Genomic DNA, 15,483 nt, shown 5'->3' on the forward strand with positions numbered 1-15,483 from the left:
TAATGGCAACAATGGATGAGTTAGCCCAAACCATCGCCACTGCGGCAACTGGTAAGGATGTCCGAGAAGCGATGGCAGAAGCGGTTCGGCAATTTGATGATGTTAAAGGAGAGGTTTATCAGCGACTTAAAGATGCTGAGGATAAGGTTTTTAAGTTGCAAACCAAAAATGATAATTTAGAGAAACAAGTAGCTACACTAGACAAAATACAAAAAAATCTTGATAAGCGAATCAGTGATAATCAAGAAGCAATTGCTGATTGGAGTGAGCGGGTTAAGCATATCGTGCTCGGGACGGATCCAGAAACGATCGAATTGGTTGTAACTAAAATCTTAGAAGGGAAAGGACTGATATAGGTGTCGCAAACTTTAAATTATGTACTTGGTACTGACCGACGGGCACTAGTTGAGGACGTACAGAACTTTCGAATTGATTTTTCGGGAACTAAAAACTGGGTCCAAGCTCGGCAATACGAGGCCGGGATGCGTCAAGTTTTTGTAAACATCAAGCACGAAGATGGTACGCCACTAGATTTAACCGGGAGCAACGTTTACTTCGAAGGGTGGCTGCCGGAACATTCTACAGACGATTACCGAGTAATTGACAACCATGGCTTCGTGCCAATTGACCCGCAAAGCGGTAAATTTCGCTATGACTTTCCAGCACAAGCTTTTGCAATTGCTGGGTCATACCGGCAAGCTTTTTTTCGTATCGTAAAAGATGGTAAGTCAGTCGCTACGCTAGAATTTGATCTTGAAGTTTTAGCGGATAAAGTAATCGGTGGGCTAGTACCACGGGATTATATTAGTCCGCTGGAAGACTTGCTTGATCAAGCCTTACAAGATTTTAAAGATAAGTCGACTAGCTTCGATCAAATTCTTAGTGACTTGAAGAAGCAGTTCGCCGATACAATTGCCGATTTGAACAAACAAGGAATGCAAGTTACAACTTTACTGACGGATCTGCAAAGCCAAATTGAAGCTTTGACTGAAAAGGAGAAGCAAGCGGGGCTTTTTACGCAGGCGGAAGCACAAGCTATCGAAAATACGATTACTCAGCAACTTAGTGATACAGAAACTAAATTAAATGAAAAAATTAATAATTTTGGCGCAATTAACGTTGACGAATCAGCAATTTCTGGTGGCTTTGTGAAGGACTACTTCAAGCCTGAAATTGCACGGGTGAAGTCAGAATTGCAATCCGGGCTCTTTACTTTTACACAAATGAATGATACTCACTGGGAGACAATCACACGAGTTAAGCCCGAAGCTTACCGCTCTTTAAACCACGTCAAAAACGCCTTAGCTTTTTCAGATGTCAGTGACTTGATCGTCTTGAATGGCGATAACACAAACTCTGATACGGCTAGTTTAGATGGAGTAAAGCACGATATTCAAACTCTGACTAATGTCTTTTTTGACGAAGTGACCGATGGAAAAGCGGACCGCTTTATCGGACTTGGTAATCATGATGACGGCTCGACCAGAAGGGAATATCAACTAAATCGGTTCTTGGCACAAGATAATTATTTACATGACGCTTACTTCCGTAAAGCATATCGAACTGATCAACTGCTAAACGGCGAAACACGTGATAATGGCAGCATCTACTTCTACAAGGATTATCCAGAAAAGAAAATTCGCTTCATCCTAATCAATACAAACGATATCGCTGAAGGAGTTTTAGACAATAGCGGTTCACAAAAATTTGACCGCTGGGGCACGCATACAGTTCGCCAAGAGCAGATGAATTGGCTATACAATGTCGCTCTAGCCAATGTCCCAGCCGACTACCACGTGGTCGTGATGGGCCATACGCCCCTTAATGCCAATGCCAATGGTGGTTGGCATGATGGTATCAAAAACAATGATACCATCGGCTATCACAATTTAACGCTCGTAGCAGACTTGCTATGCGCTTTTCGTGACGGATCTAAAGTTGAATTGAACTCGACTGAAGCTAACTTTCCACTTAATTTGGAAGCAGACTTTACTAAGCAAGGTACACGGAACTTGGTTGGATACTTCTGTGGGCATACCCACCAAGACGAAATCACCACATACAATGGGTTATCGATCGTGGAAGTGGCGTGCTCAGTCTTCTACAACAACTTCAAATCACGCTTTGTAGATACGCCGAGTGAAGACGGCTTTGCGATCGTGCAAGTTGATACGGTAAATCGAAAAGCCCACATCCACGGTTTCGGATATAGTCAAAGTAGGAGTGTGAGTTACTAATGACGAAAAATAAATTAAGCCTTGAAAAATCAGTTTCTGAACTGGAGCGAAAGTTGCTGGAGCACATCGGCTCTAATGGGTATGGGTCAAATGAGCAGTCAGTCCATCTTCCAGTTGACACTGACAATGCCGGCTTTGCCACACCAGATATGTATGCGCACGATCAGCAACTCTTTACTAAGCGTAAGTGGGTGGCGAATGCCGATCTTTTAAAGTTGGCTCCGGGATACTACGAAGGGTCTGGATTTACCAATCATCCTGCAACTGCAACTGCCGATACACCTACGACATGGATCAGCAATGTCGATGTGATTGATGGAGCTGACGGTCGGCGCATGATCTATCTTATGGATAACTTAAATGGCTACTTCTGGAAGCGAACTCTCCATACTGGCGGTGCTCCAGACTCTGGGACAGGAGCGTGGATTAAGTATGACGGATTGGTGACTCTGTGGAGTGGCTTCTCAAAACTAGATGAACCTGCAACTTTAAATAGCAATTTGTTTTTACCGAATGGTTCACCTTTATATAACTCCATCTTAGTCAGATACACTACCGATACCGAAAATTGCGGGTTAGCATACGGCAACTTGAGCAAAGTGAATATCAACGCATTAAATTTAAATAACGACCCCACTTTAAAGATTGCGGATTTCTACGATGCCGAGCTTGTCTTTCCCACAGGCACTACTGCTCAAGTTACAAGAAATCGAGCGATAACCCTTCTTTCTTCAAGCGACGATACGGCTCACTTAGGCGAGAGTAGCCAGAAAATTAATATTACAAAGATTATGGGGGTGAAGTGATGAAATTAGTCGTTAATGGAAATTTGATTATAGGATACTGTAGCGTAGGAGATCTGCCTGGTACGATCGAGTATACTGGTGACTTGCCAACTGAATTCCAAGATAATTTCGCGAGTGAAAAGTATCTTTACCAAGACGGGAAGGTGATCATCAACGATCAGTATGAAGCGCCTAAGCCATCAATCCCGGGAATTGGAATTACAGGTGGGCAGAAAGTTATCAATCAGCTAGGAGCACAGGTAGCTAACCTGACCACTGAAATTCAAAGCTTAAAGAAATCCGATCAAGAGATGAGCCAAATTGCATCATCTTTAGGTATGCAAGTAGCACAATTGCTAGCAAAAGAACAAGGAGGTAACTAATTATGTATCCATATGGACAAATGTTCGATTTCTGTAAGTCGATGTATGCTTGGATGCCAGGCTTTGACTTAGTTCCGTACGTCAAGCTTGGGGATATCGTTTTGACTAAAGAAGGCTATAAGCTAATTACGGGCAAGGACTATGCAGATCCAACTTCAAGTGCAAGCGGATCGGCTTCAACTTCTACTTCCCAGTCTACGAGTGAAGATAGTCAATCCCCAGCTGAGACTAACCCACAGACGGTAACTCAATAAATTTAATTAGTCGCCTCCGAAACGCACAATACATAATGAGGCCCTGCCAGATGGTTGGGCTTTTATTATGGGCGGCTTATTGAAAGGGGGAGAGGAGGATTAATGTGTAAACGACGAGATCTTAATCTAGTGGTTGATTCATTGGAAACACTAGTTGCAGGGTTGGTCTTGGCTGTCAACCGGAAAATGCTCCAAGATGACCCCCACGACCATGTAGTTCACTTTATGCACGCATTCGGTAATGTGAATTGGGCGGTACTACTGATTATTTTAGGGGTAGTCGGCATTGTGATTAGCCTTGGTCATATTCACCACTGGTACTTGGACGCAATTTTACTTTCAATTTATGGTGGCTTATGGCTAACATACTTTGTCGCCTTTTTTATCCAAGATATGCACTTTGGGCCAGGACTACGGATAGGGACGGTGCTATCATGCTTTGTCTTTATCCGGATCTTACTTCAAGCGCTTGACTTTCCTGGACACGGGAGGCGAAGCGAGTGAAAACACAGATTGCAACACTTGTGGTAACTTTCCTTTCCGGCGGAGGCATTACGGGGCTTTTCACTTACATGCAAAGTCGTCGCGATGATCGGACCCAACGGGAAGAAGTTTACGCTGACCACATGCCTGACCTTTTTGAGAGACTGGATCGACTGACGGACGAGCGAGAAGAGTTGAAAAAGCAAAATACCGAGCTTAGTGCGCAAGTTTCATCGCTTAAATCACAAGTGGATAGTCTAAACAGCGTCATTGATGCACTAAATCGGCAAGTTGCCAAACTTACAGAAGAACTCAAATCAAGGGGAGATATTGAAGATGAAAAATAGTTTGCAAAAGAAGTTTCTAAACGCTGACGGGACGCTAAATAAGACGGTGATTGCGAGTTTCTGTACGCTTTTGATCGTACTAATTCAGCAAATCATGCTAGCTTTTGGCTTTTCTTACGGTCACTGGGATCAAGTAGCCGGAATTATTAACACCATCCTTGCTGTGCTTTCCGTAGCAGGATTCATCGAAGGCGATGGGACGGTAACTACAAGTGAAGGAGCTAAGCAGAATGAAAAGCAAATTAAGTAGTAAAGTTATAACTTACGGGGCACTTGCGATGGCAGGTGCCTTTTTAGTTTCCGGTGCTACTGGAGAAAATCCACAAACTGTGCTCGCCGAAGGGCGCTCCTATGGGGTAGATTTGTCAAAGTATCAAGGCTTTGTCGCCACCAAGATTTATAATCAAGACGAGTTTGGGATTGCTCAAATTGGTGGTTTTAATGGTGCACGTCTTTACACGCAATATACTTACGCAAATCAAGTTAAGACTGGGATTGCTAACGGTTTGCGGATGCACACGTACTTATGGGATCAGACCGGGTCAAGCATTTACTGGACTGATCAAATGCTGGATTACTTCCTGCCACGGATTCAAACGCCAAAAGGCTCAATCGTTGCACTTGACTATGAAGCCGGTGCAAGTGGTGATATTGAAGCAAATACCCGCAACATCATCCATGGTATGCAAAGAATCAAGGATGCTGGATATACGCCAGTGTATTATTCTTACAAGCCTTATACTTTAGCACATGTCAACTGGCAAGAAGTCATTCGACAGTTTCCTAATTCGGGGTGGATTGCTGCATACCCAGATTACAATGTCCGGTCGCAACCGTACTGGGGTGTCTTTCCAAGTATGGATGGCGTTACAATTTACCAATTTACATCGACTTACCGGGCAGGAGGTTATGACGGTAACATCTCACTTGCACCTGGTGGCGTTGATATCACCAAAAATGGTTATCGTGGTGGTAACTCGCAAAAACCAGTGACGACGACACCAGCCGTCCAAGCCGGGAAGCAAATCCACCAAGACACGCATACTTACACGGTCAAGAGCGGTGATAGTTGGTGGAAGATTGCTCATGATCACGATATGGACATGTACGCCTTAGCACAACTTAACGGCAAGACGATCAACGACACTATCTATCCTGGTCAAGTTCTCCGGGTCGCTGATAACGGTAAGGGTAACTCGGTCACGAGCAAGATTACGCAACCAATCGCCCAACCAAAGCAAAGCCAAGCGACTACTTGGACGGACAATTTAGGCGATACTTGGTACAAAGAAGACGGTACTTTCATTTCAAATACCTGGCTTCACCTGCGCTACGGCGCCAAGCCTTACTCAACTTCTTTGATGTATGCAGGTCCCGGATTAGTAGTTAAGTACGATGCGTACTCGGTCCACAATGGCTTTGTCTATGTAAGGCAACCACGGGGCAACGGCCAATATGCTTATATTGCAGTACGCAACGCGAACACGCGGGAAGCCTACGGAACTTTTAAATAAAATCTGGTATAATAACTGTACTGACAGTAATATAGTTGTTTAAGCGCCCTCACTTCGGTGGAGGTGTTTTTTAATACATAAAAAAAGCCCCGGCACGGGGCAGGAGCTTAATTCAAGTCTGGCAGTAAATCGGCAGTGCCACTTAGTAGCTTGTGTAGTGACGGGAGACTGTGGAACTCTTGGCTTAATTCTTGCATGTGGTCAAAGTCGAAAGGTACCACATGCTGCTCAAAGTCGGGGTCAGCAGTTTCAAGGACGTAAGCGAACCCGGTATCGTATGATTCCAAGTCCTTAAGAATTTCTTTTAAGTCCTCATCATCCCCGGTAAGCGTACGCTCGCCTTCGGATGATTGCAGGTCGTCAATCACGATGGCACGAAGTTCCCTGACGGGGTAGATCTTACTTAACATGACGCCATCAGCACTCCCACTTTCGATGAAGCGGATAGCTTTTCCCATTTCATCGTAGAAGTACTTTTGAGCCACCTTAGAAAGCTTCTCGGCCATTTTAAGGCTCATTGATTCGACTTCGATCATTCCATTCCGATAGTTCCCAAGTAACTGCTGAGATACCCCAGAATCCTTTGAGATGCGGTAGGCAGTGATATTTCTATTGTTTAGCGTCCATTCAATTTTATTTACATCAATTATCATTGATTTTCCCTCTATTAAGTTTTACACTAGTCTTAGTTCCTCACGTCAGTGGGGATGTTGCGGATAGCGTTTTCAGAAATACGCAACCTTTATATTCTTCCCTACGTCAGTGGGGGTAAGGTGCCATTGCTTGGCGCCTTTTTTTATTTTGCTAAAGACAGCTCATTGAACTTAGCTTCTTGATTTTCAAGATAGTCAAGGTCAAGCCCCTTTAGCAAACCATCTTCAATCGCCTGCTCAATTGTCGTGTTATTTACCATCAGCTTGGGGTAGCCATCTTGATCGTAAATCGCCTTGAACTGCATTGGATAACCAAGGTACTTTGCGTTAATCTCACTGACAATTGCAGTAATTAATACATAGTTTTTAGTTGACACTGAAACCTTAAAATAAGGCTTGGTAAGTGGTGCTACTAGATCGAGGATCGCTTTTTCGCTAGCAGCGTTAGCAATTTGACAGAAAAGATCACGTGCTTTCTTGAGTTCCGCTTCCTCGTCTTCATCAAACATTACTTCTTCTGCGTAATCTTCGATAAGTGCATCACTTCCGATTACATCAAATACAGGGACAAACTTTTCGTTTCCGTATGCGTAGATAAAGAGATCAGTATCCTTAGTATCGGCAACTGCTTTACCGGTTGCTTCAAACTCTTCCTTAAGATCAGAGCTCATCATCTCAACATCTTGCTTTGTCAAGATGATTTCGGATACCCCCATCTTTTGCTTCAAGTTTTCCTTCGCGAGTACCATTGCGCCGTATTTCAATTCATTTTTCATGATTAAATTCCTCCTTCATTTGATTACATGTTTATAGTAACACTAAACTCTAGTTTAGTAAAGCGTATTTTAATATTTTTTAGAAAAAAGATTACCATATTTTCTCGATGCACACAGACTGCACACAAAACATGCTTAAACGCTGATATATCAATGGTCTTAATGCCTGTACTCTCCTTTAAATAATTAATTATAAGGCCGATTAAGCGTTAGAGAGATGACGCTTAATCGGCCTTATACGTTATATGATAAAAGTGTTAGGGAACGCTTATAAATTGTTCTGTTTTACAAATTCTAGCAAACTAGATAAAATAATTACACTATAGTAAATAAGAATATCTGGAGGGATAGTTTTGAAGATTGGTATTGACCGGGTTGGTTTTGCGACCACATCTCTTTTTCTGGATTTAAAAGGTTTAGCAGTTGCGCGGGGTGTTGATCCCAATAAATACTTGATTGGGATTGGTCAAAGTGAACAAGCGGTGATTCCTCCTACCCAAGATATAGTAACTTTGGCAACTCAAGCAGCAGCTAAATTTCCTAAAGCTGAATTGGCACAGGTTAGTACCTTGATTGTTGCAACCGAGTCAGGGATTGACAATTCAAAGGCAAGTGCAGTTTACGTCAAGCACCTCTTAGACTTGGATGATTTTGTTCGGACGGTCGAATTAAAAGAAGCTTGTTACTCAGCAACGGCTGGCCTTCAATTTGCAAAGGGGTTAATTGCCCTTAATCCGAATGAACGGGTTTTGGTAATCGGATCAGATATTGCCCGTTATGGGCTAGAAACAGGTGGTGAAGTTACCCAAGGTGGGGGCGCGGTTGCGATGATGGTGACGGCTAACCCCCGGGTAATGGTCTTTGGGGATACGAACGTAGTGATGACGAAGGACATTATGGACTTCTGGCGGCCATTATACCGGACAGAAGCCTTAGTTGACGGTAAGTTCTCAACCCAGGTTTACATTGATTTTTTCCAAGCTTGCTGGCAACGTTACCGGCAACTAACCGGGCGGACTTTAGCTGATTTTGAAGGTTTTCTCTTCCATTTACCGTTTACGAAGATGGGACGGAAGGCGCTTGTCAGTGAGTTAGGTGACCGAGAAGATGAAGTTGCCAGCCGCTATTGGAACATCTTGGCAGCTAGTCAAATTTATAGTCGACGAGTTGGTAATTTGTACACAGGTTCTCTTTACTTAAGTTTACTTTCCGCATTGAATAACGGTCAATTAGCGGCTGGTAACCAGTTAGGATTATTCAGTTATGGTTCTGGGGCTGAAGGTGAATTTTATACGGGAACATTGGTTGCCGGGTTTGAAAACTTTATTGATCATCCAGATAAGTTTTTGGATCAACGGCGGCAAGTTTCGGTAGCTGAGTATGAGCAGTTATTTAATCAACAATTAGGAATGAAGAGCGAAGATATCACTTTTGATGTTTCACATGATCCAGCCGAATTTGTCCTAGCTGGGCAAACGGATCATAAACGGGTTTATCAACGGAAGTAAAACAAAAACAAGGAATGAGGATGGGGAAAAGCTCCTTGACGGCCTGGTTGGGATAAGATGAACGAAGATTGATTGATTAGAATCGACCTTTCGTTCGCACTTATCCGCTAAGGCCGTTCTTTGGAGCGAACCAGCCAACTGGTTTGGCGTTTGTGAGCCCATGCAAGGCTGAATAGGTTGGTGCGACCGTTAGGAAAGCAACTACCATTTCAGCTACTGCTTTGACCTTAGTTACTGAGTAACATTCGGAGATGAAAGAGGGGCTGGGAAGAAACGTGCGTTTCTTCCCGGCCCCTCTTCTTTTGTTTGCCGAATAAATTCTAGAAAATACTATCCCGGAATAAACCAATCACCCGACCTAAGATTCGTACATCGTCAAGAATAATTGGATCCATATCATCGTTTTCAGGTTCAAGGCGGTAGTAACGAGCTTCTTTGTAGAATCGCTTACAAGTTACTTCGTTTTCGGCCGTCATCGCTATCACAACATCCCCATTATTGGCAGTTTCTTGTTGTCGGACAATCACCTTATCACCATTTAAGATCCCCATGTTAATCATACTGTTACCTTTAATGGTTAACATGAACAAGTCATCGTTATCTTGAATGGTTGGCGGAACTGGGTAGTAATCCGTTGCTTCTTCGATTGCTAAAATCGGTTGACCAGCTGCAACAACTCCCAAAAGTGGGATTTCGTGTTGGTGGGGCTTAATCCCAATGGCTACTAAACCATCCTGAGTGATTTCTAAGGCCCGTGGCTTGGCTGGGTCTTTTTGTAAATACCCCCGTTTAATCAATCGGTTAATATGCCCGTGGACCGTTGAAGTTGATGAAAGACCAACGGCATCACAAATTTCGCGGATCGTTGGTGGATATCCTTGTTCGGTTACTTGTTGATGAATAAAAGCAAGGACTTCAAGCTGTTTTGGCTCGGAATTTCTTGGCATAGTGATTACTCCTTGTTATAATTTTTTCCATTTTAACATGATTTTTTCTAAATGTAAAACATGCGTTCGAACTTTTCTACTTGCATTTAAGTCTTGATTTGAGTATGCTAAATTCAGTTCTCTAAGGAGTTGATACGATGACTGAATCAAATGAACAAGACCAATTGTTAAAACGCATTAACGAATTGGCCCATAAAAACAAAACGGTTGGTTTAACTACAGCTGAAAAAGCAGAACGTAAGAAGCTACGGGATCAATATCTAGCTAATTTCCGCGAAGCTTTTCGGTCTAACATCGAGATGATGCGAATTTATGATAAAGACGGAAAAGAGGTAACCCCAGAAAAGGTCCGTCAAGTTCAACGGAAAAAAGGTTTGCGTGACGATTAAAAATCACTTTTAAAATTCCTCTAGATTGTGTAACATAGATATGATAACAATAAAGGGGGAAAGACAAGTGGGTCTTACAATCGCCTTAGTAATTCTGGCATTAATTGTCGGAATTGCCATTGGTTTCTTCGGGGCACGCCGTTACATGGAAAACTACCTGCGTAACAATCCGCCAATTTCGGCAGATATGTTACGGACGATGATGCTTCAAATGGGACAAAAGCCTTCTGATAAGAAGTTGCACCAGATGATGCAAACCATGAAGAACCAAGCTAAGAAAGCTAACAAAAAGTAGTGGAGTACTACAAAATAAAAAAGCGGCTGGATTTTCCAGTCGCTTTTTTATTTTAAAAATGATCATCAGCAGGCTTTTCAGGCATCTGATAGTGATAGTTTGGGTCTAATTGTTGATCCAAGTTATCAAAAGCACTTTGCATTTGTTGGCTAATCTGAGCCATGTTTTCTTCTGATAATTTCATCTTTCGATCAATCGTAATTGGTTTTCCAATCGCAATCTTTCGTTTTTCCCGTCGAAAAAGTTGCTTAAATTTCAGTGGTCCTTGGTAAACAGCTGGAACTAAGGGAACCCCAGCAAGTTTAGCGATTACTAACGCACCACCCTTGAGTTTTGAGGAATAGCGTGAACCGGAAGGAAAAATGATTGTTGCCAAATCCGTTTGTTTTAAAATTCGAACCGGAGTCTTAACCGCTGACGGACCAGGATGAACTCGGTTAACGGGGAAGGCATTTAGTTTCCGTAAAAAGTAATTGGCAAACTTGCTTTGGAAAATTTCTTCTTTTGCCATAAAAGCAAATTTCTTTGGATAAATTGCTAAGGATAATAAAACCGGGTCCATCCAGGAACGGTGTGGTGCTACCAAAATGTAGTTTCCTTTTGGTAGGTTTTCTTTACCGACTACGATTGGTCGCCCATTAATTAAATTTAGAAACGGTCCCACCACATGGACTAAAAAACTATAAAGCATTGACAAACCTCACATGAAAAATTTACTGTAAATACATTACTAAGTATAGAAGATTGAATTTTATTTATGCAAGTAGTTGGAGGAATTAAATATCGTGGCAGATGATCTATTGCAAGCAAACGAAAGGATTGATCAACTTTCCGCCCAAGGGATTCAAATTATCCAAAGTTCGGAAGTTTTCGCTTTCTCACTGGATGCGGTTTTACTAGCTGATTTCGTTCGACCTAACCGAAAACATAATTTGCAAACGGTTGACCTTTGTGCTGGTAACGGAGCGATTGGGCTCTTCTTAAACCGTAAACTTGGCGGTCAGATCATAGAAGTAGAATTGCAGGACCGCTTGGCTGATATGGCGAGACGGAGTGTTCAACTAAACGATTTAGCCGAACGTTACCAAGTTTTAAACGTTGATGTAAAAAAAATCTATAATTATTTACCGAAAGATTCGGCAGACATTGTGGTTTGCAATCCACCCTATTTTAAGGACCACCCCCAAAGTGAAAAAAATCCAAATCAATACTTAGCTTTGGCCCGGCATGAAATTGCTCTTAATTTAAAAGAAGTAATTGAAAAAATGAGTGGCCTTTTGAAAATGAACGGGAAGGCCTATTTGGTTCACCGTCCAGAGCGGTTAACGGAAATCTTAAGCTTAATGACAAGTTTGCGTTTAGAACCAAAGCGCCTCAAGCTGATTTATCCCAAAGTTGGCCGGGATGCTAATATGGTTTTGATTGAGGCGATTAAAGACGGTAAAAAAGGTGGCTTAAAGATTGTACCACCGCTTGTGGTTGCAAATGAGAAGGGTGAATACGTTCCTAAAGTGATGGCGATGCTAAATGGTTACTAAAGCTTATTTCATGTATGTTCTATTGTGTGCAGATAATAGTTTTTACTGTGGCTTCACGGATGACGTTGACCAACGGTTCGCCACGCACCAAGCATATAAAGGAGCAAAGTATACCCGGGTAAAAAAGCGCCACCCACTTAAGTTAATTTACCAAGAGAAGTTCACCAATAAGCATGATGCTCTCTCAGCGGAGTATCACTTTAAACATCAAACACGTTTAAAAAAGGAAGCTTTCCTTAAGGATCACGGTGTGACATGGTAAAATTCTCCCGAAAATTTTGATAATATGCTATAATTTGTATTACTCTTTGAAAGCGGTTGAATTACCGTATTGAGTGTCTGTTGCTAGTCGATATCGAATGAAAACTTGGAGGCTAACTAAGATGAAAATTATTGCTTATGGAATTCGCAAAGATGAAAAACCTTATGTTGCAAAATGGCAAGTGGAACATCCTGAAGTTGAAGTTAAGATTGTTGAAGACTTACTCCTTGATGAAACAGTTAACTTAGCGCAAGGATTTGATGGGGTAGTTGCATTCCAACAGGCTCCATATACTGATAACGTTTTGGCAACCTTAGCAGGTTATGGAATTCATTATCTATCCTTACGCAATGTCGGAGTTGATAACTTAAATCCTGTTGCCGTGAAAGCAAACAAGATTAAGGTAACAAATGTGCCAGTATATTCACCAGCAGCAATTGCAGAATTCTCGGTTACTCAGTTATTGAATCTTTTACGTCGAACGAAAGAATACTTCCATAAGTTTGAACGGCATGATTACCGGTGGGCACCAGAAATTTCTCATGAATTAAACCAACAAGTGGTTGGGGTGATTGGTACTGGACATATCGGCCGGGTAGCAATTAACATTTATAAAGGTTTTGGGGCTAAAGTGATTGCTTATGATAAATTCCATAACCCAGAACTAGAAGCGGAAGGCCTTTATGTTGATAGCTTAGACGAACTTTATGCTCAAGCAACGGTAATTACTTTGCATATTCCATTGTTCCCAGAAACGGAACACATGCTTGATCAAGCTGCCTTCGCGAAGATGAACGATGGGGTATATATCATCAATGCTTCTCGAGGACCGCTGATTGATGAAACTGCCTTAATTGAAGCTTTAGATTCGGGTAAGGTTGCTGGGGCAGCCTTAGATGTTCTCGAAGATGAAACTAAAGTTTTCAACCATGACATGGCAGGAAAAAATATGGATTATCCAGAATTTTGGAATCTCGATAGCCGGGAAAATGTTTTAATCTCCCCTCATACGGCTTTCTACACTGATGTTGCGGTAATGAATATGGTTAAGCAAAGTTTTGATGCTAATCTTGAATTAATTCAAACTGGTAACTCAGAAAAGGAAGTTAGCTTTGACTAAATTCAGATAATTTCAAAGGGAAGGGCTTGCCTTCCCTTTTCTTTTTCGGTATACTAATTAACGGTGCAAAAAGCACAATTCACACTCGTCTTGATGGTTGAGGAAGTGCCTATGGGTACCCCAATCAGAAGAGAGGCGGGGAGGAAAAAAACTATTTGGAGGTATTATTCATGTCTGTAGTTAGCATGAAGCAATTGCTTGAAGCCGGTGTCCACTTTGGTCACCAAACCCGTCGTTGGAACCCAAAGATGAAGCCATTCATCTTTACTGAACGGAACGGGATTTACATCATTGACCTACAAAAGACGGTTAAGATGATTGACCACGCTTACAATTACGTTAAGGATGTTGCCGCTAATGGTGGGGTTGTTCTTTTTGTTGGTACGAAGAAGCAAGCCCAAGATTCAATCGAAGAAGAAGCGGTTCGGGCTGGTCAATACTTCGTTAACCACCGTTGGCTTGGTGGTACTTTGACCAACTGGAAGACGATTCAATCCCGGATTAGCCGTTTGAAGCAACTTAAGAAGATGGCTGAAGATGGTACTTTTGATCGTCTTCCTAAGAAGGAAGTTGCTGTTTTGACTAAGCAACGTGAAAAGCTTGAACGGTTCCTTGGCGGGATTGAAGATATGCCACGGATCCCAGATGTTCTTTACATCGTGGACCCACACAAGGAACAAATCGCTGTTAAGGAAGCTCAAAAGTTGAACATTCCAATCGTTGCGATGGTAGATACCAACACTGATCCAGATGACATCGATGTTATCATCCCATCAAACGATGATGCTATCCGTGCGGTTCGTTTGATTACGTCTACGATTGCTGATGCCGTAATTGAAGGTAAGCAAGGTCAAGACGATGCTCAATCTGAAGAAGCACCGGCAGAAGACGCTGAAGTTACTGAAGATTCTTTGAAGGATCTTAAGGACAGTGTTGAAGGCAACAACTAAAAATAGTTAATGCTTGGGCTGTTTTGCAGTTAGACCAGGATGGCCTGAGTGCAAAACAGCTTTTTTGAAATTTAAAAAATTTAAGGAGAGATACTCATGGCAATTAGCGCAAAGCAAGTTATGGAATTACGGAAGAAGTCTGGTGCCGGAATTATGGACGCCAAGAAGGCATTAGTTGCTAGTGATGGTGACATGGATAAGGCAATGGATTTTCTTCGTGAAAAGGGGATCGCAAAGGCTGCTAAGAAGAGCGACCGGATTGCTGCTGAAGGGTTAACTGATATTGAAGTTGTTGGGAATACAGCAGCAATTGTTGAATTGAACTCTGAAACTGACTTTGTGGCTGCTTCTGATCCATTCAAGGCTGCTTTGAAGGATATCGCCAATTTGCTTGTTGAAAAGCAACCAGCTGATGTTGATGCTGCATTAGCATTGGAAACTGCTAACGGAACTTTGAAGGATGACTTGATTTCTACCACTCAAAAGACTGGAGAAAAGGTTTCCCTTCGGCGGTTTGCGATCGTTAACAAGGAAGATGGCGACAGCTTTGGTGCTTACTTACACCAAGGCGGTCGGATTGCGGCTTTAGTTGTCCTGGAAGGCGCTGATGAAACGACGGCCAAGGACGTTGCAATGCACGTTGCTGCTGTTAACCCAGAATTCATGACGCGGGAAGACGTTTCGGCTGACCGGATTGAACACGAAAAGAAGATCTTTACTGAAGAAACGCTAAACGAAGGTAAGCCTGAAAAGATCGTGCCAAAAATTGTTGAGGGACGTTTAAACAAGTTCTTATCCCAAATTTGTCTGGCTGATCAAGACTTTGTTAAGGACCCAGACCAAACGGTTGCTCAATACGTTGCTTCCAAGGGTGGCAAGTTGAAGTCCTTCATCCGTTACGAAGTTGGTGAAGGAATTGAAAAGAAGGAAACTAACCTTGCCCAAGAAATCAGTGAACAATTAAATAAGTAATTAGTAATCGTCAGAGGGGCGTACTGTACTAAAGGGGCGGTGCGTCCTTTTTTGCAAGTAAACCAGGAGG

The 15,483-nt window shown here is 42.4% G+C and carries 21 protein-coding genes; 17 read left to right on the top strand and 4 right to left on the bottom strand.

Features of this window, described 5'->3' with window-relative positions; translation table 11 throughout:
- The first annotated feature begins 2 nt into the window (after positions 1-2).
- The 9 genes from GTO83_RS04195 to GTO83_RS04235 all read left to right on the top strand — a co-directional run bounded on the left by GTO83_RS04195 (position 3) and on the right by GTO83_RS04235 (position 6,003).
- Complete coding sequence (locus GTO83_RS04195) at positions 3-356, top strand: hypothetical protein (protein WP_180871876.1); 354 nt, start codon at positions 3-5, stop codon at positions 354-356.
- Positions 357-2,237 carry a BppU family phage baseplate upper protein gene (locus GTO83_RS04200; protein ID WP_180871877.1) on the top strand — a complete coding sequence of 627 codons (1,881 nt, stop codon included), beginning with the start codon at positions 357-359 and terminating at the stop codon, positions 2,235-2,237. It begins immediately after the preceding gene.
- A 53-nt stretch (positions 2,238-2,290) separates the two neighbouring features.
- A complete protein-coding gene (locus GTO83_RS04205) occupies positions 2,291-3,043 on the top strand; it encodes a hypothetical protein (RefSeq protein WP_180871878.1) in 753 nt (250 codons plus the stop codon).
- Positions 3,043-3,405 (top strand): DUF2977 domain-containing protein, encoded by a 363-nt coding sequence (locus tag GTO83_RS04210; protein WP_180871879.1) that lies wholly within the window; start codon positions 3,043-3,045, stop codon positions 3,403-3,405. Before GTO83_RS04205 ends, GTO83_RS04210 begins: the two co-directional genes overlap by 1 nt.
- 2 nt (positions 3,406-3,407) lie before the next feature.
- Positions 3,408-3,659, top strand: coding sequence for a hypothetical protein (locus GTO83_RS04215; RefSeq protein ID WP_180871880.1), 252 nt, complete (start codon positions 3,408-3,410; stop codon positions 3,657-3,659).
- 102 nt (positions 3,660-3,761) lie between these two features.
- Positions 3,762-4,163 (top strand): hypothetical protein, encoded by a 402-nt coding sequence (locus GTO83_RS04220; protein WP_180871881.1) that lies wholly within the window; start codon positions 3,762-3,764, stop codon positions 4,161-4,163.
- Positions 4,160-4,489: a hypothetical protein gene (locus GTO83_RS04225; protein WP_180871882.1), complete on the top strand. Its 330-nt coding sequence runs from the start codon at positions 4,160-4,162 to the stop codon at positions 4,487-4,489. Before GTO83_RS04220 ends, GTO83_RS04225 begins: the two co-directional genes overlap by 4 nt.
- Entirely contained in the window at positions 4,479-4,739 is a 261-nt protein-coding gene (locus GTO83_RS04230; RefSeq protein WP_255463167.1) for a hypothetical protein, read from the top strand. Before GTO83_RS04225 ends, GTO83_RS04230 begins: the two co-directional genes overlap by 11 nt.
- Positions 4,720-6,003, top strand: coding sequence for a GH25 family lysozyme (locus tag GTO83_RS04235; RefSeq protein WP_255463168.1), 1,284 nt, complete (start codon positions 4,720-4,722; stop codon positions 6,001-6,003). Before GTO83_RS04230 ends, GTO83_RS04235 begins: the two co-directional genes overlap by 20 nt.
- A 107-nt stretch (positions 6,004-6,110) precedes the next feature.
- Here the strand turns inward: GTO83_RS04235 and GTO83_RS04240 are convergent, their stop codons facing one another.
- Together GTO83_RS04240 and GTO83_RS04245 are read right to left on the bottom strand one after the other, a co-directional pair.
- The gene (locus GTO83_RS04240; RefSeq protein ID WP_180871883.1) at positions 6,111-6,656 is read right to left on the bottom strand and encodes a hypothetical protein; all 546 of its coding nucleotides are present in this window, start codon (positions 6,654-6,656) and stop codon (positions 6,111-6,113) included.
- 143 nt (positions 6,657-6,799) lie between these two features.
- Complete coding sequence (locus tag GTO83_RS04245) at positions 6,800-7,432, bottom strand: hypothetical protein (protein WP_180871884.1); 633 nt, start codon at positions 7,430-7,432, stop codon at positions 6,800-6,802.
- A gap of 353 nt (positions 7,433-7,785) precedes the next feature.
- On the opposite strand from GTO83_RS04245, the gene GTO83_RS04250 reads away from it, so the two are divergent.
- Positions 7,786-8,940 carry a hydroxymethylglutaryl-CoA synthase gene (locus GTO83_RS04250; RefSeq protein ID WP_180871885.1) on the top strand — a complete coding sequence of 385 codons (1,155 nt, stop codon included), beginning with the start codon at positions 7,786-7,788 and terminating at the stop codon, positions 8,938-8,940.
- Between the two features lie 320 nt (positions 8,941-9,260).
- On the opposite strand, the gene lexA is transcribed toward GTO83_RS04250, so the two are convergent.
- Positions 9,261-9,887, bottom strand: a complete 627-nt coding sequence (gene lexA, locus GTO83_RS04255; protein WP_180871886.1) for a transcriptional repressor LexA — start codon at positions 9,885-9,887, stop codon at positions 9,261-9,263.
- A gap of 137 nt (positions 9,888-10,024) precedes the next feature.
- Here lexA and GTO83_RS04260 point away from each other — a divergent pair, with 137 nt between their 5' ends.
- Together GTO83_RS04260 and GTO83_RS04265 are read left to right on the top strand one after the other, a co-directional pair.
- Positions 10,025-10,276 carry a DUF896 domain-containing protein gene (locus GTO83_RS04260; protein ID WP_180871887.1) on the top strand — a complete coding sequence of 84 codons (252 nt, stop codon included), beginning with the start codon at positions 10,025-10,027 and terminating at the stop codon, positions 10,274-10,276.
- A 67-nt stretch (positions 10,277-10,343) separates the two neighbouring features.
- A complete protein-coding gene (locus tag GTO83_RS04265) occupies positions 10,344-10,571 on the top strand; it encodes a YneF family protein (protein ID WP_180871888.1) in 228 nt (75 codons plus the stop codon).
- Positions 10,572-10,623: 52 nt separating this feature from the next.
- On the opposite strand, the gene GTO83_RS04270 is transcribed toward GTO83_RS04265, so the two are convergent.
- Complete coding sequence (locus GTO83_RS04270) at positions 10,624-11,262, bottom strand: 1-acyl-sn-glycerol-3-phosphate acyltransferase (protein ID WP_180871889.1); 639 nt, start codon at positions 11,260-11,262, stop codon at positions 10,624-10,626.
- 94 nt (positions 11,263-11,356) lie between these two features.
- Here GTO83_RS04270 and GTO83_RS04275 point away from each other — a divergent pair, with 94 nt between their 5' ends.
- The 5 genes from GTO83_RS04275 (at position 11,357) to tsf (ending at position 15,413) form a co-directional block, all read left to right on the top strand.
- Positions 11,357-12,109 carry a tRNA1(Val) (adenine(37)-N6)-methyltransferase gene (locus GTO83_RS04275; protein ID WP_180871890.1) on the top strand — a complete coding sequence of 251 codons (753 nt, stop codon included), beginning with the start codon at positions 11,357-11,359 and terminating at the stop codon, positions 12,107-12,109.
- Entirely contained in the window at positions 12,099-12,371 is a 273-nt protein-coding gene (locus GTO83_RS04280; protein WP_180871891.1) for a GIY-YIG nuclease family protein, read from the top strand. The genes GTO83_RS04275 and GTO83_RS04280 overlap by 11 nt, the downstream gene beginning before the upstream one ends.
- Positions 12,372-12,492: 121 nt before the next feature.
- Positions 12,493-13,491 (top strand): D-2-hydroxyacid dehydrogenase, encoded by a 999-nt coding sequence (locus tag GTO83_RS04285; RefSeq protein ID WP_180871892.1) that lies wholly within the window; start codon positions 12,493-12,495, stop codon positions 13,489-13,491.
- A gap of 170 nt (positions 13,492-13,661) precedes the next feature.
- Positions 13,662-14,441 carry a 30S ribosomal protein S2 gene (gene rpsB / locus GTO83_RS04290; RefSeq protein ID WP_180871893.1) on the top strand — a complete coding sequence of 260 codons (780 nt, stop codon included), beginning with the start codon at positions 13,662-13,664 and terminating at the stop codon, positions 14,439-14,441.
- A gap of 96 nt (positions 14,442-14,537) precedes the next feature.
- Positions 14,538-15,413: a translation elongation factor Ts gene (gene tsf, locus GTO83_RS04295; protein WP_180871894.1), complete on the top strand. Its 876-nt coding sequence runs from the start codon at positions 14,538-14,540 to the stop codon at positions 15,411-15,413.
- Positions 15,414-15,483 lie beyond the last annotated feature (70 nt).

This window comes from Lactobacillus sp. 3B(2020) (genome assembly GCF_013487845.1).
GTDB classification, from domain to species: domain Bacteria; phylum Bacillota; class Bacilli; order Lactobacillales; family Lactobacillaceae; genus Limosilactobacillus; species Limosilactobacillus alvi.

Bases quoted from the DNA above. Each gene is read 5' to 3' on its own strand.
- GTO83_RS04215 (WP_180871880.1), top strand. From the start codon at position 3,408: ATGTATCCATATGGACAAATGTTCGATTTCTGTAAGTCGATGTATGCT.
- GTO83_RS04240 (WP_180871883.1), bottom strand. From the start codon at position 6,656: ATGATAATTGATGTAAATAAAATTGAATGGACGCTAAACAATAGAAAT.
- rpsB (WP_180871893.1), top strand. From the start codon at position 13,662: ATGTCTGTAGTTAGCATGAAGCAATTGCTTGAAGCCGGTGTCCACTTT.
- GTO83_RS04230 (WP_255463167.1), top strand. From the start codon at position 4,479: ATGAAAAATAGTTTGCAAAAGAAGTTTCTAAACGCTGACGGGACGCTA.
- tsf (WP_180871894.1), top strand. From the start codon at position 14,538: ATGGCAATTAGCGCAAAGCAAGTTATGGAATTACGGAAGAAGTCTGGT.
- GTO83_RS04220 (WP_180871881.1), top strand. From the start codon at position 3,762: ATGTGTAAACGACGAGATCTTAATCTAGTGGTTGATTCATTGGAAACA.
- GTO83_RS04195 (WP_180871876.1), top strand. From the start codon at position 3: ATGGCAACAATGGATGAGTTAGCCCAAACCATCGCCACTGCGGCAACT.
- GTO83_RS04210 (WP_180871879.1), top strand. From the start codon at position 3,043: ATGAAATTAGTCGTTAATGGAAATTTGATTATAGGATACTGTAGCGTA.
- GTO83_RS04235 (WP_255463168.1), top strand. From the start codon at position 4,720: ATGAAAAGCAAATTAAGTAGTAAAGTTATAACTTACGGGGCACTTGCG.
- GTO83_RS04260 (WP_180871887.1), top strand. From the start codon at position 10,025: ATGACTGAATCAAATGAACAAGACCAATTGTTAAAACGCATTAACGAA.
- GTO83_RS04285 (WP_180871892.1), top strand. From the start codon at position 12,493: ATGAAAATTATTGCTTATGGAATTCGCAAAGATGAAAAACCTTATGTT.
- GTO83_RS04270 (WP_180871889.1), bottom strand. From the start codon at position 11,262: ATGCTTTATAGTTTTTTAGTCCATGTGGTGGGACCGTTTCTAAATTTA.
- GTO83_RS04245 (WP_180871884.1), bottom strand. From the start codon at position 7,432: ATGAAAAATGAATTGAAATACGGCGCAATGGTACTCGCGAAGGAAAAC.
- GTO83_RS04280 (WP_180871891.1), top strand. From the start codon at position 12,099: ATGGTTACTAAAGCTTATTTCATGTATGTTCTATTGTGTGCAGATAAT.
- lexA (WP_180871886.1), bottom strand. From the start codon at position 9,887: ATGCCAAGAAATTCCGAGCCAAAACAGCTTGAAGTCCTTGCTTTTATT.